This is a genomic window from Nocardiopsis sp. M1B1 (assembly GCF_052466615.1).
This window is the reverse complement of the sequence record NZ_CP196194.1, coordinates 2,631,024-2,645,917: the sequence shown is the minus strand read 5'-3', so window position 1 is coordinate 2,645,917 and position 14,894 is coordinate 2,631,024. Positions and strand designations below refer to the sequence as shown.

General features: G+C 75.9%; 13 protein-coding genes. 3 read left to right on the top strand and 10 right to left on the bottom strand.

All coding sequences use genetic code 11. From position 1 onward, the window contains the following. Positions 1 to 120 precede the first annotated feature (120 nt). Positions 121 to 1,506 carry a xylulokinase gene (gene xylB / locus ACSTA4_RS11290; protein ID WP_444963488.1) on the top strand — a complete coding sequence of 462 codons (1,386 nt, stop codon included), beginning with the start codon at positions 121 to 123 and terminating at the stop codon, positions 1,504 to 1,506. A gap of 794 nt (positions 1,507 to 2,300) precedes the next feature. Here xylB and ACSTA4_RS11285 read toward each other — a convergent pair. Continuing rightward, positions 2,301 to 2,858 (bottom strand): hypothetical protein, encoded by a 558-nt coding sequence (locus tag ACSTA4_RS11285; protein ID WP_444963487.1) that lies wholly within the window; start codon positions 2,856 to 2,858, stop codon positions 2,301 to 2,303. A gap of 178 nt (positions 2,859 to 3,036) precedes the next feature. Here ACSTA4_RS11285 and ACSTA4_RS11280 point away from each other — a divergent pair, with 178 nt between their 5' ends. After that, the gene (locus tag ACSTA4_RS11280) at positions 3,037 to 3,603 is read left to right on the top strand and encodes a hypothetical protein (protein ID WP_444963486.1); all 567 of its coding nucleotides are present in this window, start codon (positions 3,037 to 3,039) and stop codon (positions 3,601 to 3,603) included. 39 nt (positions 3,604 to 3,642) lie between these two features. On the opposite strand, the gene ACSTA4_RS11275 is transcribed toward ACSTA4_RS11280, so the two are convergent. After that, complete coding sequence (locus tag ACSTA4_RS11275; protein WP_444963485.1) at positions 3,643 to 6,093, bottom strand: hypothetical protein; 2,451 nt, start codon at positions 6,091 to 6,093, stop codon at positions 3,643 to 3,645. A 207-nt stretch (positions 6,094 to 6,300) separates the two neighbouring features. Here ACSTA4_RS11275 and ACSTA4_RS11270 point away from each other — a divergent pair, with 207 nt between their 5' ends. After that, positions 6,301 to 7,272 (top strand): aldo/keto reductase, encoded by a 972-nt coding sequence (locus ACSTA4_RS11270; RefSeq protein WP_444963484.1) that lies wholly within the window; start codon positions 6,301 to 6,303, stop codon positions 7,270 to 7,272. Positions 7,273 to 7,368: 96 nt separating this feature from the next. Here ACSTA4_RS11270 and ACSTA4_RS11265 read toward each other — a convergent pair whose 3' ends face one another. The 8 genes from ACSTA4_RS11265 to ACSTA4_RS11230 form a co-directional block, all read right to left on the bottom strand. Further along, entirely contained in the window at positions 7,369 to 7,965 is a 597-nt protein-coding gene (locus tag ACSTA4_RS11265) for a bifunctional 4-hydroxy-2-oxoglutarate aldolase/2-dehydro-3-deoxy-phosphogluconate aldolase (RefSeq protein ID WP_444963483.1), read from the bottom strand. Then, positions 7,958 to 8,938, bottom strand: coding sequence for a sugar kinase (locus ACSTA4_RS11260; RefSeq protein ID WP_444963482.1), 981 nt, complete (start codon positions 8,936 to 8,938; stop codon positions 7,958 to 7,960). The genes ACSTA4_RS11265 and ACSTA4_RS11260 overlap by 8 nt, the downstream gene beginning before the upstream one ends. Beyond that, a complete protein-coding gene (locus ACSTA4_RS11255; protein WP_444963481.1) occupies positions 8,935 to 9,795 on the bottom strand; it encodes an SMP-30/gluconolactonase/LRE family protein in 861 nt (286 codons plus the stop codon). The genes ACSTA4_RS11260 and ACSTA4_RS11255 overlap by 4 nt, the downstream gene beginning before the upstream one ends. A gap of 17 nt (positions 9,796 to 9,812) precedes the next feature. Then, positions 9,813 to 10,958: a galactonate dehydratase gene (dgoD, locus tag ACSTA4_RS11250; protein ID WP_212640451.1), complete on the bottom strand. Its 1,146-nt coding sequence runs from the start codon at positions 10,956 to 10,958 to the stop codon at positions 9,813 to 9,815. Next, the gene (locus ACSTA4_RS11245) at positions 10,955 to 11,686 is read right to left on the bottom strand and encodes a FadR/GntR family transcriptional regulator (protein WP_274977359.1); all 732 of its coding nucleotides are present in this window, start codon (positions 11,684 to 11,686) and stop codon (positions 10,955 to 10,957) included. Before ACSTA4_RS11245 ends, dgoD begins: the two co-directional genes overlap by 4 nt. Positions 11,687 to 11,711: 25 nt before the next feature. Next, positions 11,712 to 12,467: an SDR family NAD(P)-dependent oxidoreductase gene (locus tag ACSTA4_RS11240; RefSeq protein WP_444963480.1), complete on the bottom strand. Its 756-nt coding sequence runs from the start codon at positions 12,465 to 12,467 to the stop codon at positions 11,712 to 11,714. A 68-nt stretch (positions 12,468 to 12,535) separates the two neighbouring features. Then, positions 12,536 to 13,798, bottom strand: coding sequence for a hypothetical protein (locus ACSTA4_RS11235; RefSeq protein ID WP_444963479.1), 1,263 nt, complete (start codon positions 13,796 to 13,798; stop codon positions 12,536 to 12,538). Beyond that, positions 13,795 to 14,886: a zinc-dependent alcohol dehydrogenase family protein gene (locus ACSTA4_RS11230; RefSeq protein ID WP_444963478.1), complete on the bottom strand. Its 1,092-nt coding sequence runs from the start codon at positions 14,884 to 14,886 to the stop codon at positions 13,795 to 13,797. The genes ACSTA4_RS11235 and ACSTA4_RS11230 overlap by 4 nt, the downstream gene beginning before the upstream one ends. Positions 14,887 to 14,894 lie beyond the last annotated feature (8 nt).

Below are 14,894 nucleotides of genomic sequence, written 5' to 3'. Positions count from 1 at the left end.
CACCGCGGCGGAAAACGGTCACAACGGGACAACGGACAGTGACAACGCTTTCCAGCACCGGCCCCGATCCTCTAGGTTGTGGGAGTTGCCACCCCACCCTGCCCTCACGGAGCGAGAACCATGCCCCTGGTCGCCGGAATCGACAGCTCGACCCAGTCCTGCAAGGTCGTGGTCTGCGACGCCGACAGCGGCGCGGTGGTGCGCGAGGCCCGCGCCCCGCATCCCGACGGGACCGAGGTCCACCCCGACGCCTGGTGGTCGGCCCTGGAACAGGCCTCCTCCGGCCTGCTCGACGACGTGGCCGCCGTCTCCGTCGCCGGACAGCAGCACGGCATGGTCGCCGTGGACGAGGTCGGCGCGGTGGTCCGCCCGGCGCTGCTGTGGAACGACACCCGTTCGGCCGGAACGGCCCTGGACCTGATCGAGGAGCTGGGCGGCCCCGCCGAGTGGGCCAAGGCCGTGGACAACGTGCCCAACGCCAGCCTGACCGTGAGCAAGCTGCGCTGGCTGGCCCGGCACGAGCCGGAGCACGCCGACCGCACGACCGCGGTGATGCTCCCCCACGACTGGCTCACCTGGCGGCTGACCGGAGCCGGGTCCGAGCCCACCACGGACCGCGGCGACGCCTCGGGCACCGGTTACTGGTCGGCGACCGACAACGCCTACCGCCCCGACCTGCTGGCGCGGGCGTTCGGACGCGAGATCCGGGTGCCACGCGTGGCCGAACCGGCCGAGGCCGTGGGGCGCACGCCCTCGGGCGCGCTGGTGGCCCCGGGCACCGGGGACAACATGGGCAGCGCCCTGGGCCTGGGTCTGCGCCCTGGGGACGCGGTGGTCTCGCTGGGCACCAGCGGCACCGTGTTCGCCGTGAGCGAGGGCCCCACGCAGGACCCCAGCGGCATCATCTGCGGGTACGCCGACGCGACCGGCCGGTACCTGCCGCTGGTGTGCACCCTCAACGCGGCGCGGGTGCTCGGCGCCACCGCCGCGATGCTGGGCGTGGACCTGGCGGGGCTGGACGAGCTGGCGCTGGCGGCCGAGCCGGGCGCCGAGGGCGTCGTGCTGCTGCCCTACCTGGACGGCGAGCGCACGCCGGTGCTGCCCGACGCCGCGGGGTCGCTGCACGGGCTGCGCCGGTCCAACATGCGCCCGGAGAACATCGCCCGCGCGGCGGTGGAGGGCATGCTGTGCGGACTGGCCGACGGGCTGTCCGCGATGACCGACACCGGTATCCCGGTCAACCGGGTGCTGCTCGTGGGCGGGGCGGCGCAGTCGGCCGCCGTGCGCGCGGTGGCGCCGACCGTCCTGGGCGCGCGGGTGGTCGTGCCGCGGCCCGCCGAGTACGTGGCCGTGGGCGCGGCCCGGCAGGCGGCGTGGGCGCTGGCGGGGACCGCCGAGGCGCCGACCTGGGACCTGGGCGAGCCGGAGGCCTCCGCCGAGCCCGTGGACGCGCCGCACGTGCGCGAACGCTACGCCGAGGCGCGCCGCTCCGCCCACGGCCTCTAGGCACCGAGTCCGCTTACGGACAGGGATCGCCGGGGTCGCGCGCATCGCCCCGGCGAGCGGGCGACGGGCAGGAGGAGCGGACGACGAACACCGGGCGGCAGGAACGGGCCGCGGTAGGCGCGTGCCCGCCGCCGTCGCTCCGGCGCACTGACCGGGACCGTTGACGGTGTGACGCACGGGGTTCCCCCACCGGTGGTCCCGCCGCCGGTGCCGCTGTGGACCGGCGGTGACACCGGTGGCAGGGCCGTCCCCGCGGCCGCCCCTGGCGGACGGTACCGGGGCGCGGGGCGGGCGGGGCCCTTGGGTACGCTGTCCCGTCGCGGGGCGGGGCGGAATAGACGCGAGCGGTGTCGGGAGGGCGCATGTCGGTGGAGGAGCGGCTGCGGGTGCCCATCGGGTCGGCACCGGCCTGGTCCACCGCTCCCGACAGCCGCCGGGTCCTCGTGGTGGCCCACACCGTGACCGCGCTGACCCGGCTGCTCGACATCCTCCCCCTGCTGGAGTCCGACCCCCGCGTGCAGGTCGTCTTCACCCGGGCGCGGACCTCCAACTTCCGTGAGGGCGTCACCGAGTTCCTCAGTGACATCGGCGCCGTCGTCGCGCCGTGGGAGCAGGCCGTGGAGGAGGAGTTCGACCTCGCCCTCTCCGCGAGTTACGGCGACGATCTGCACCGGATCAAAGCACCCATGGTGGTGTTCTCCCACGGCGCCGGATACAACAAGTTGGCGAAACCGGAAACCGCGGGCGCGCCCGCGGCCGAGCTCCCACCGGAGGACGAGGCGGTCTTCGGCCTCTCACGCCAGACCCTGCTCCGCGACGGCGCACTCGTCCCGCAGACCCTGGTGCTCTCCCACACCGAGCAGCTCGACCGGCTGAACGCCGCCTGCCCCGAGGCGGTGGGCGCGGCCCTCGTCGCCGGGGACCCCACCTACGACCGCGTCCTGGCCGGGCTCCCCTGGCGTGAGCGCTACCGCGACCACCTGGAGACCGGACGGCGCAGACTCGTGCTGATCAGCTCCACCTGGGGTCCGACCTCCCTGCTCGGCCGCTGGCCCGACCTGCCCCTCCGCCTGCTGGAGGAACTCCCGGTGGACGAGTACCGGGTGGCGTTGGCCCTGCACCCCAACGTCTGGCACGGCCACGGCCCCTGGCAGGTGCGTGCCTGGCTCGCCGACGCCGAACGCGCCGGGTTGCGCGTCCTGCCGCCCCGGCAGGGCTGGCAGGCGGCCCTCGTCGCGGCCGACCACGTCGTCGGCGACCACGGCTCGGTCACCTTCTACGGTGCCGCCCTGGGCACCCACACGGTTCTCGGCGCGTTCCCCCACCACGAAATGGCCAGCGACTCCCCCCATCGCCGCCTTCGGAAGGAACGCGACGCTCCTGCGCCCGGACGAACCGCTCCTTTCCCAGATCGCGGCGGACGCGGAGAAGCACACCGCGGAAAGGTTCGCGCACACCACGCGAATGCTCACCTCCGTTCCCGGGAGATCCGGAGCCGTTCTCCGGTCCGCGTTCTATCGCGTCCTCGGTTTGCCCGAACCCGTCCACGAGGTGCGGGTGGCCCCGCCCGACCCGCCGGTCCCCCACCGGCGCGGATGGCCGGACACGGCCGACTGCGCCCCGCTTCTGGCCACCGCCGAGGAGGAGGACGGCGGCATCCGGGTGGCCCGCCACCCGGCCGAACCGGCGGTCACGGGCCGGCTGTCCCTGCGCCGACCGCACACGGTCACGCACGCCGACGAACCCCAGACCCGCTGGCGCGACGCCGCGGACGTCGTGGTGTGCGGGCCGGACCGCGGCGATCCGTGGCGGCGGATCGGCGAGGCGCTGGAGGCCCATCCCGGCGCCCGCCTGGCCGCGGCCGTGGACGGTGCCGACTGCCTGGTGGGTGACCGCGCCGCCCTGCGCCACCGGCTCTCCCCCGAGGAGGACGCGCGGGACGTGGACCCGGCGGTGTTCGCCTCGGCGTTCTGGCGGCTGCGGCGCGATCCCCGTCTCCGGGCCGCCGGAACCGGTCCCGCCGAAGGGTTCGTCTTCACCGTGCTGCTGGGCGACCGCGCCGTCCGGGTCCGGGCGGTGCGGGAGCAGTCCCGCTGAGGTACGGCGTTCCCGTTCCGCTGCGGGGACCGGCGGCCCTCAGCGCCCCGATCCCGCTTCCAGGCGGGCGCGCACCCGCTCGGCCTGCCGCCGGTCCTCGGCCGCCTCGTATCCGGCCAGTGCCTCCTCCAGCGCGGCGCGCGCCGCCGCGGCGTCCACCGCTTCCAGGGCGTCGGCCCGCCTGAGGTGCATGTCGCCGACCCTGCGGTGGTCACCGAGGCGCCCGTGCAGTTCGGCGGCCCGCGCCCACCGGTGGAGGGCCTCGTCCCGGCGGCCGCGCCGCAGCAGCAGGTCGCCCAGGGCCGCGCCGAGCCGCGCCCGGTTCTGGAGGTCGTCCACCGGGTCCCCGGCGGCCAGCTCCAGCGCCCGGACCAGCAGCTCCTCGGCCTCCGCTTCCCTGCCCTGTTCCAGCCGCACCCCGCCGAGTTTGCGCAGCGCGTTGCGGACCGCACGCGGGTCGCCCGCGGTCCCGGCGACTTCCAGCGCCTCCGCGAAGCGGTCGGCCGCCTCCTCGGTCCCGCCGCCGCGCAGCGCCGCGTCGCCGACCGCCTCCAGCGCGGTGAGCAGCACCAGCGGCTGCGGCGGCGCGACGGCGCGGGCCAGCTCCAGGGCCCGTTCGGCGTCCTCGCGGGCCCGCGCGAGGCTGTCGTCGCGCCGGTAGGCGATGGAGCGCTGCACGCACAGCCGCGAGAGCCGGGCCGGGGACAGGCGGTGGGTGCCCAGGGTCTGGTCGAGGAGTTCGGTGTGGGTGTCGACCACGTCGGCGAAGCGGCCGGAGGTGAACCACAGGGCCCACAGGTGCTCGCACAGTTCGGCGGCGCGCTCGTACTCGCCGCGCACGGCCGCCTCGATGACGGTGGCGCGCAGGGCCGCGCGGTCGGCGTCCAGGAAGGCGCGGGCGGCCTCCCTGTCCGCGAAGGCGTGCGCGGTGGCGGCGCCCGCCGGGAAGGCCGACCGTCCGTCGAGGTCGGCCTGGAGCCAGCGGCCGGGCAGCAGCAGCCGGTGCGCCGCTGCGGCCCGCTCGAAGTAGTGGGTGAGCACCTCCCGGAGGAACCGGTCCCGGTCGAGCGCCCGCGCGGCGCAGGCCCGCCGCACGCGCGCGGACAGGAACCGGTGGCGGCGCCCGGAGCCCTCCCCGGACACGGTCAGGACCTCCTCCTCGACCAGCGCGGCCAGCGCCTCGCGCACCGCGTCGACGTCGGCCCCGGGGCCGCTCCCGCGCGGCGTCGCGGGCTCCCGACCCCACTCCGCCGGAGGTCCGAGGCGGGCCAGCCGCAGGGCGAGCGCCTCCCCGAAGTCGGTGTCGGGGTGGCAGGCCAGCGCGACGGCCAGAGCCCCGGGGGCCACCTCTGTCGTGGGCCCCACGCGGTCCACGACGTCCCCGGAGGCCTCGTCGGACGGTGTGCCCGGAACCGCGTCCGCGTTGTGCGTCCACCTGTGAACGGCTCCGTCCCCGGACGGACCCCCGTGCCCCGTCTCCGGTCCCCTGCCGGAGGTCGCGCCACCGGACGGCCGCCCCGGACCGGCGTCGTTCCCCGCCCCGACCGGCCGGGGCCAGCCCCACCCCTCCTCGGGGCCGCGCGGCCCCGGACCCGGAGGATTCCCGGGCAGGGCCTCCTCCCCGACCGCCTCCCGGTACACGGCCTCCAGCGCCTCCGGTACGCCCATCCGTCGGCGGGCCCGGAAGAGCCTGCGCCCGTAGCGCAGCAGCAGTTCGGGCCTTCCTCCGGCGAGCCGGACCAGCGCGGCCACCGCCGCCCGCTCGTCGTCGCGGCCGGGGGTCAGGCGCGCCTTCGCGCACAGCAGTTCGGCGGAGTGCTCCTCGTCCAGCGCGTCGAGTTCGACCAGCTCGTCGTGGACGTGGGGCAGGACCTCGCCGAGGTCGAGGTCGTGCGCGGTGGCGACCAGGGTCATGCTCCCCGGGCTGGTGGCGACGAAGGGCAGGACGTCGTTCACCGAACCGGGGCCGTCGACCATGACGGCGACGGCGCCGCGCCGGTCGAACTCGCCGCGCAACCGCTGGCGCCGCCGGTCCTGGGCGGCCGGGATCTCCTCCTCGGGGACCTCGGCCCGGCGCAGGATCTCGCTGACGGACTCCATGACCCCATCGCGCTCGACGTCGGCGAAGAAGTAGCCGCCGGGAAACCGGTGGGGGTCCTCGGAGTAGGAGTCGTGCAGGGCCTTGAGCCCGAACGCGCTGGCCCCGCCGCCCCGGTGCGAGGCCTGGACGACCAGGACCCGGGCGTGGGCGCCGCCGTCGGCGATGAAGGCGCGGGCCCGGGACAGCTGGCGGACGCGGTTGACGAACAGCGGCGGGGCGGGGACCGCGTAGCGCGGCGGAGCCGCGGCCCCGGCCCCTCCCCGCTCCCCTCCCTGGAGGACGGTGAACGAGAAGTCCCTGCCCTGGAGCAGCGCCCCGTGGCCGGAGACGCCCCCCGCGGTGCTGCGGGTGCCCTCGGACCGCTCGTCGTCACGCCTGTCGTCGCTCAAGGGTCACACCTCACGGCCGCGTCGCTGCTGGGGCACGGGAAGCCTACCCAGCGGCCCGCGGACGACCCGGCCGCGCGGCCGGAAGGTGGCCGGTTCCGGCCACGGCCGCCGGGTGTGACACCCCGAGAAGGGAGGAAACACCGGTTCTCCGGCACCCTCGGGTCTAGCCTGTCGGCGCATCCACCACTCGACGAAAGCGGGGCGAACATGGACCACGTACGGCTTCGCCAACTGGGGGAGTCATCCCTGCGCGTGTCTCCCCTGTGCCTGGGCGGGAACGTCTTCGGCTGGACCGCGGACGAGCACGCCTCCTTCCAGATCCTGGACGCCTACACCGCGGCGGGCGGGAACTTCCTCGACACCGCCGACTCCTACTCCGCGTGGGTCGAGGGGCACCGGGGCGGCGAGTCCGAGACGGTCATCGGCCGCTGGCTCGCCTCGCGCGGACGCCCCGACGACATGGTGATCGCCACGAAGGTCAGCGAGCACCCGGACTTTCGCGGCCTGTCCGCGTCCAACGTCAAGGCCGCCGCGAAGGCCTCGCTCGAACGGCTGGGCGTGGAGACCATCGACCTGTACTACGCGCACTTCGACGACGCCGAGACACCGCTGGCCGAGAGCGCCGAGGCCTTCTCCGAGCTGGTGGACGAGGGCGTGGTGCGCCACGTGGGGCTGTCCAACCACAAGCCCGGCCGCATCCGGGCGTGGCTGGAGGTGTGCGAGGAGCGGGGGCTGCACGCCCCGGTGTGCGTCCAGCCCCTGTACAACCTGGTGGAACGCGGGATCGAGGCCGATCTGGTGCCGCTGGCGCGCGAGCGCGGTCTGGCGCTGCTGCCCTACTTCGGCCTGGCCCGGGGCTTCCTCACCGGCAAGTACCGGCCGGGTTCGACCGACGTGGACAGCCCGCGCGCCGGGAAGGCCCGCGCCTACCTGGACGAACCGCGCGGCCGGCGGGTGCTGGACGCCCTGGACACGGTCGCCGAGCGGTGCGGGGCCTCCCCTGCGGCCGTGGCGCTGGCGTGGCTGGCGGACCGGCCGTCCGTGGCTTCGGTGCTGGCCAGCGCCCGCGACACCGGCCAGCTGGCCGACCTCCTGCCCGCCAACCACCTGCGGCTGGACGAGGAGTCCGCGGCCCTGCTGACCAGGGCCACCGACCCGGAGCCGCCCGAGGACGCCTGAGTCCCGGGACTCCACAGGCCCCGGCCCGCTGGTCAGCGGGCCGGGGCTTCGGGCCCACCGGGCCCCGGGGCTCCGGGTTCCGGGTTCCGGGCGCGGTCAGACGAGTTCGGCCAGCAGGGGGATCTGCTCGGGGTCGGCCAGCGCCGAGCCGACCGCCACCATCCGCGCCCCCGCGTCGAGGTACTCGCGCGCGTTGCGGGCGTCCATGCCGCCGGTGGCCACGATCCGCACGTCGGGGAAGGGCCCGTGCATGGCGCGGAACCACGCCGAGCCGAGCGACGTTGCGGGGAAGGCCTTCACCCAGCGGCCGCCCGCCCTGAGCACGCCCTGGATGTCGCTGGGGGTGGCCACGCCTGGCAGGTGGGGCATCCCCGCCGCCTCCGAGGCGGCCATGACCTCGGCGTCGAAGCCCGGCGCGACGGTGAAGGCGGCACCGGCCCCGGCCACGTCGCGCACCTGCTCGGGGGTGATCACCGTGCCCGCGCCCACGGGGTGGCCGCGCTCGGCCCCGGCCCTGACGGTCGCGCGCAGCGCCTCCAGGCCGAGGGCGTCGCGGGCGGGCACCTCGACCGCGGTGACGCCCAGGTCCCACGCGCGCTCGGCCAGCGCGACCGTGGTGTCCACGGGCATGCCCCGCAGGATCGCCAGTACGCGCTGCCCCCCGAACAGTCCGTCCAGTCCCTGGTCACTCATGTCCGTCTCCTCTCACTGCGGCCACGGCCGCCGAAGCCCGGTCGGTCCACCGGTCGTCGGGGACCGCGAGCAGTTCGTCCACCGACTCCGCCGGGGGCGGGTCGGCCAGGTCGCCCACCACGCGCAGGACGCGCCCGGCGCACAGGTGCCCCAGCCGCAGGCGGCCCCGCGCGTCGAGGCCGCGCAGCCCTCCCGCCAGGTACCCGGCGGCGAAGGCGTCCCCGGCTCCCACCGGATCGACCACCTCCACCACCGGAGCGGGCACGTACGCCTCGTCGCCGCCGCGGAACTCGGTGGCGCCGTGCTCGGCGTCCTTGACCACGAGGCGGTCCACGTCGGGCAGGAGGGCGCGGACGTCGCGGGCGGTGGGGGTGCCCCACAGCTCCTCGGCCTCGTCCCTGCCGACGAGTACGACGTCGGCGAGCCGGGCCAGCTCCAGCAGGCGGGGTGCCGCCTGCCCCTCCTTCCACAGGCGGGGCCGGTGGTTGACGTCGAAGCTCACCGTCAGGGCGGGGTCGGACAGCAGGCGCTCGGCGAGGGCGTCGCAGCCGGGCGAGAGCGCCGGGGTGACCCCCGACAGGTGCACCGCCCGCGCCGTCCGGACGAGGGGGTGCGCGGCCAGTTCGGGGCCCAGGGCCGAGGCGGCCGACCCCGCGCGGTAGTAGTGGACCGCGCTGCCCGAGGGCGAGGGGTCCTTGAACAGCAGGCCGGTGGGCCGGTCGGGGTCGGTCCGCACGCCGGACACGTCCACGCCGCGTTCGCGCAGGCTCCGGGTGACCACCCGCCCGAAGGGGTCGTCGCCCACGCCGCTGAGCCAGGCGGCCCGGTGCCCGAGGGCGGCCAGGGCGCACGCGACGTTGGACTCCGCGCCGGCGGTGCCCATGGACAGGAGCGGGGCGCCGTCCAGGGGGGCCGGTTCGGCCGCGGTGAGCAGCAGCATGGTCTCGCCGACACAGGCGACCTGGGGCGTCACGGGTTTCCTCCGAAGGGCTGGGCCGCCGGGGCGGACACGTCCACGGGAACCGAGAAGAGGGCGCCGTCGCCGGGCCCGGGGCGGTCGAGGCCGGTCGCGGCTGAGGTGACGAACAGCCGCGGGTCGGGGGCGTCGACGACGCACACGCTGGTGGGCTGGGCGGCGGGCAGCTCCACCACGCGCTCCAGGGTTCCGTCCGGGTCGTAGCGGTGCACCCTCCCCGCGCCCCAGACCGCGACCCACAGGTGCCCCCGGGCGTCGACCTGCATCCCGTCGGGGCTGCCTTCCCCGACCCGGGCGAAGACGGTCCGCGCACCGGGGGTGCCGTCCGGGGAGATCTCGTAGGCGTCGATGCGGCCCTCGGCGCTGTCGGCGAGGTACATGCGGGCGCCGTCGGCGGTGAAGGCGGGGCCGTTGGGGACGGTGTAGCCCTCCAGGACCCGGGTGACCCGGCCGTCGGGGTCGGCGCGGTAGAGCGAACCGGCCCCGGGGGTGCCGTCGTAGGCCATCGTCCCGGCCCAGAACCTCCCGTCGGGGTCGCAGCAGCCGTCGTTCATCCGCATCGGCGTGGCCGCGCCGTCCTCGGGCCTGGCCAGCCACTCCGGTGCGCCGCCCTCGGACAGCAGCGCCACGCCCGTGCCCGCCGCCGCGACGAACCTCCCCGGTTCGCCCCGGACGGGGGCGACCGCGCCCAGGGGGACGTCGAGGGCGGCGACCACCTGGGCCGGGCCCGGTGTGCGGGGGTCGAGCCGCAGGAGGCGGCCGGTGAGGATGTCCACCATGAGCAGGTCGCGGCCCCGCAGGCGCAGCCCCTCACCCAGTTCGAAGCGGTCGGTGCTCCACGGTTCGCACAGCATGCGCGTCACTTCCTTCCTCACCACTCCGCGAAGGACCCGTCCTGGTGGCTCCACACCGGCGGCCTCCAGCGGTGGCCGATCCGGTCCGCCGCGCGCACGGCGTCCTCGTCCACGCTCACGCCCAGGCCGGGGGCCTCGGAGCGGTGGATGTGCCCGTCCGGGAAGGCGAAGACCTCGGTGTCCAGGACGTAGTCGAGCAGTTCGGCGTCCCGGTTGTAGTGGATGCCCATGCTCTGTTCCTGGATGAGGAAGTTGGGCGTGGCGAAGGCGACCTGCAGGCTCGCGGCCAGGGCCACGGGGCCGAGCGGGCAGTGCGGTGCCAGCAGGGCGTCGTAGGTCTCGGCCAGGGAGGCGATCCGGCGCACCTCGGAGACCCCGCCCGCGTGGGAGAGGTCGGGCTGGACGACGGCGACCCCCGCCTGGAGCGCGGGCAGGAACTCGCTCCGGCCGAACAGGCGCTCGCCGGTGGCGATGGGCACCGGGCTGGACCGTACGACGTCGCCGAGCAGGTGCCCGTACTCGGGCAGGACCGGCTCCTCCACGAACATGGGGCGCAGGGGCTCCAGCAGGGGCAGGACCCGGCGGGCGGTGGCCGCGTTGAAGCGGCCGTGGAAGTCCACCGCGACGTCCCGGTCCGGGCCGAGCACGTCGCGCACCCCGGCCAGGCGCTCCACGACGCCGTCGATCTCGCGCACGGTGGCCGAGCGCCCCATCACCCCGGACGCGTTCATCTTCACGGCGGTGAGCCCGGACTCCACGCGGGCCGCGACCGCCTCCGACAGCTCGGCGGGGTCGTCGCCGCCGACCCAGCCGTACACGCGCACCCGGTCGCGGACGGGGCCGCCGAGGAGCCGGTGGACGGGGACGCCCAGGCGCTTGCCCGCGATGTCCCACAGCGCCTGGTCCAGCCCCGCGACGGCGCTGGACAGGATGGGCCCGCCCCGGTAGAACGCGGCCTTGGTGAGGCGCTGCCAGTGGTACTCGATGGGCGCGGGGTCCTGGCCCAGGAGGAGTTCGGACAGCTCCTCGACCGCGGCGCGCACGGTCTCCGCGCGCCCCTCCACCACGGGCTCGCCCCAGCCCACGACGCCGTCGTCGGTCTCCACCCGGCACATCAGCCACCGGGGCGGGACCAGGAAGGTCTCGATACGGGTGATTCTCACTGAGGTGTCTCCAGATCGTCTACGGCCGCGTCGTCCTCGGTGACGCGGAGGAGGTCTTCCCGGGCCTGCTCCAGCAGGGAGCGCATGGCGGACTCGGCGGCGCGCGGGTCGCCCGCGGCGACGGCCTCGGTGACCGCGCCGTGGGTGGGCACCGGGTCGTCGTGGGCGCCCCCGTGGACCAGGCGGTCGCGTTCGGAGAGCCCCGCGGCGAAGAAGACGTCGGTGCGGGTGAACAGCTCGTTGTGCGTGGCCGCCAGCAGCGCGCGGTGCCAGCGCAGGTCGGCCCGCGCGGCCTCCTCGGCCGGGCCGCGGCCGGAGTCGGCGATGTCGGTGAGCGCCGCGCGCAGTTCGGCGACGTCGGCGTCGGTGCGGCGCAGCGCGGCCAGGCGCGCCGCGGCGGGTTCGAGGGCGTCGCGCAGTTCGGCCAGCTCGCCGAAGAAGACGTCCCCCGCGCCCGCGGCGATCCGCCACCGGACCACGTCCGGGTCGAGCAGGTTCCAGTCACCGCGGGGGCGCACGAACGTCCCCTTCTTCTGCCGGGAGCCGACCAGACCCTTGGCCGCCAGGACCTTGATCGCCTCGCGGATCGCGGTCAGGCTCAGGTCGAGTTCGCCGCTGAGCGCGGCCAGGTCGATCGTCTCCCCCTCGCCGATCCGTCCGGAGAGCACGCGTTCTCCCAGCAACCGCACCGTCTGGCCGTGCACACCGCGCCCCGAGTAGGCCGCCATCACTTCCTCCGTTCCGGGCGTCCCGTCACGACGACGCCTTGTAGATACTCCACCCTCCGTCGACCGGCAGGCTCGTCCCGGTGACGTAGGAGGCCTCCTCGGAGGCGAGGAAGGAGATGACGGAGGCCACCTCGTCGGGGTCGCCGAAGCGGCCCGCGGCGGTCTGGGCGACGCTGTCGCGGCGGTCCTCCTCGCCCACGCCCTCCCAGGCGGCGGTGAGGATGGGACCGGGCAGCACGCAGTTGACGCGCACCCGCGGCCCGTACTCGACGGCGAGCTGGCGGGTCAGGGCGGTGAGCCCGCCCTTGGTGGTGGCGTAGGCCGGTCGGCCGGGGAGCCCGAACCAGGCGTGGACCGAGGAGGTGATGACGACGCTGCCGCCGCTGGCGGACAGGTCGTCCAGGCAGGCGCGCACCCCCAGGAACGCGCCCGTGAGGTTGACGGCGAGCTGGCGCTCCCAGGAACCGAGCGTGGTCTCGTGGGCGGGCGCCTGCTCGAAGGTGTAGGCGTTGGAGACCAGGACGCCCACCGGCCCGAAGGCGTCCCGGGCCGCCGCCACGACCCCGTCCCAGGAGGCCTCGTCGCTCACGTCGGCCCGCACCGCCAGGGCGCGCCCGCCCTCGGCGCGGATGCGTTCGGCGGCCTCCTCCAGGCTCGGGGACAGGTCGGTGAGCACCACCGAGGCGCCCTCGGCGGCCAGGCGGCGGGCGGTGGCCTCCCCGATGCCGCGGGCCGCGCCGGTGACCACGGCGGTGACTCCGCGGTGCCTGGTGTGTGTCATATCGTTCCGTCCTCTGCTGCGTCCCCGGCCGGGCCGGGGAGCGTCGTCGCTCTGCGGCGCCGTGGTGCTCAGGCCCGGTCGGGCGCGAACACGACGGCGGGCGCGGTGTCGGTGTCGGGTTCGGGGACCACGGCGTCGAAGCGCGCGGGCTCGCCCGGCAGGGTCCGCGCGACCGTGCGGCCGGACTCCCGGTGGACCAGCGCGCCCGCGCGCGAGGACGTGAAGACCCCGCTCAGGCGCTGCCCTCCCGGCTCGGGGGCGCCCCAGCGGGGCTCCTCGCTCCAGAAGCCGTCGGGGGTCACCTCGGCCACCGGCCCCGTGCCCGTGCCGAAGCCGAACTCGACGGCGAGGGACGTGGACTGCCCCGGTTCGAGCCCGGTGAGCGGACCCAGCGCCTCGACCTCGGTGACGCGGTCCACCGGGCGCAGCCCGCCCAGGTGCTCCAGGGGCCGGTCCACGGGGCATTCGAGCCACACCTCGGCCCGGGAGCCGCCGTCCGGGTACTCGGCACCCTCCCGCACGGCGAAGCGCTGGGTGAGGGTGCCCTCGGCGCCCACGTCGGCCAGCCATCCGGAGGCCGTGGGGAAGCCGACCTTGCCGACCACGTCCTGGAGGGGGACCCGCACCACGGAGGGCGTGTGCTCCACCACCCGGGGGCGGCCGTTGCCCGCGACGAGCGGAACCGTGTGCGGGCCCGGGCCGCTGACGCCCACGTAGACCCCGCGTGCTCCGTCCGGTCCGTCAGGCCCGTCCTGCTGCCCGCCGGGGCCGCCGGGGCCGCCAGTCTCTCCGGGACCGCCGTCGAGCTGGGTGACGTTCCACAGCGCCCACCGGCGCGCGGTGCCGGAGACGTTGACCGCCTCCAGGTCCAGCCGGTAGGCGGCGCTGTCGGGCGCCAGGGTCAGGCGGCGGGTGAGCCGCAGCCCCGAGCGCGGGTCGTCCCCGCTGGTGAGGGTGAGCACGGCGGAGCCGTCGGGGTCGGTCGAGGTCTCGGCGGTGTAGGGGCCCGAGTCCAGGACGGAGTCGGGCGGCCCCGCCCACTCGTCGGGTCCGTCCCACCCCTGGGGCGCGGGCCAGGTCTTGTCGCCGCCGACGTTGTTCCACGCGCTCATGGGTCCGTCCACCGGCCCCAGGACCACGCCCTCCACCGGCTGGAGGTCGTCGCCCAGCAGGCGGGGGTTGCGGTACAGGTGCTCGCGGCCGCGGTGGCGCACCGACAGGAGCCGCCCGCCCAGCGCGGGGGCGGCGGTCAACCGCAGCACGCCGTTGTCCAGGACCACGAGTTCGTGCGCCCCGGAGGCGTCGCGCCGCACCTCGACGGGGCGGCTCACCGCTCGGCTCCGTTGACCAGGCACACCTTGCCGCGGCTCTCGCCCGCGGCCAGGCGGTAGGCGGCGTCGGCGTCGGCGAGGTCGAAGCGGTCGGAGACCACCCGTTCCGGGGACAGGCCCCACCGCACCAGGTTCACCGACAGCTCCGCCATGGCGGGCAGCGAGGTCACCCAGGAGGCGTACAGGGTGAGCTGCTTGTGCAGGAGGGTGTCCGACACCTCGGTCTCCAGGGTGCCGCCCTCGCCGACGAGGGAGACGCGGCCCCACTCGGCGGCGTTCTCCAGGACCAGGGAGCGGCCCGGGCGCGACCCGGAGCAGTCGATGGCCGTGGCCGCGCCCCGGCCGGAGGTGACCCGGGCGATCTCGTCGGCCGCCTCCTCGGGCGAGGCCAGGGCGTCGAAGACGTCCAGGCCGGCGGCCCACTCGCGGCGGCGCTGGTTGGGCTCCACCCCGATCACGCGGGCCGCGCCCATGCCCCGGCCGATCATCCCGGCCGCCAGCCCCACCGGGCCCAGGCCCACGACGAGCAGGTCGCCGTCGCCGTTGACCCCGATGCGCCGCAGCCCCTCGTAGGCGGTGCCGAACCCGCAGGCGATGAGCGCGCCGTCCACGAAGGACAGCTCGTCGGGCAGGGGGACGCAGGTGGACTCCTCCGCCAGCAGGTACTCGGCGTGGCCCCCGTCGCGCTGCCAGCCGTAGGCCGCCCGGGAGGGGTCCGTGCAGCTGATCATGAAGCCGCGGCGGCAGTTGTCGCACAGCCCGCACCCGGCGATGTGGTACACGATGACGCGGTCGCCGGGGCCGAACCTGCGGCACCCCGGCCCGGCCTGCACGACCGTGCCCGAGGGCTCGTGGCCCGCGACGACGCCCTGGTAGGCGGGGCCCTCGACCCCCCGGTGCGTCTTGTGCTCGTGGTAGATGAAGCCGATGTCGCTGCCGCAGATGCCCGACGCGCCGACCCGGATCAGCACCTGTCCGGGGCCCGGCTCGGGCACGGGCAGGGTGTCCAGGACCGCGGTCGAGTCCCCGGGCAGGCGCACCCCGCGCATGGTCTCGGGGAGTGCGGTGGCGGCGTCCGTGGTGTTCATGACTGTGT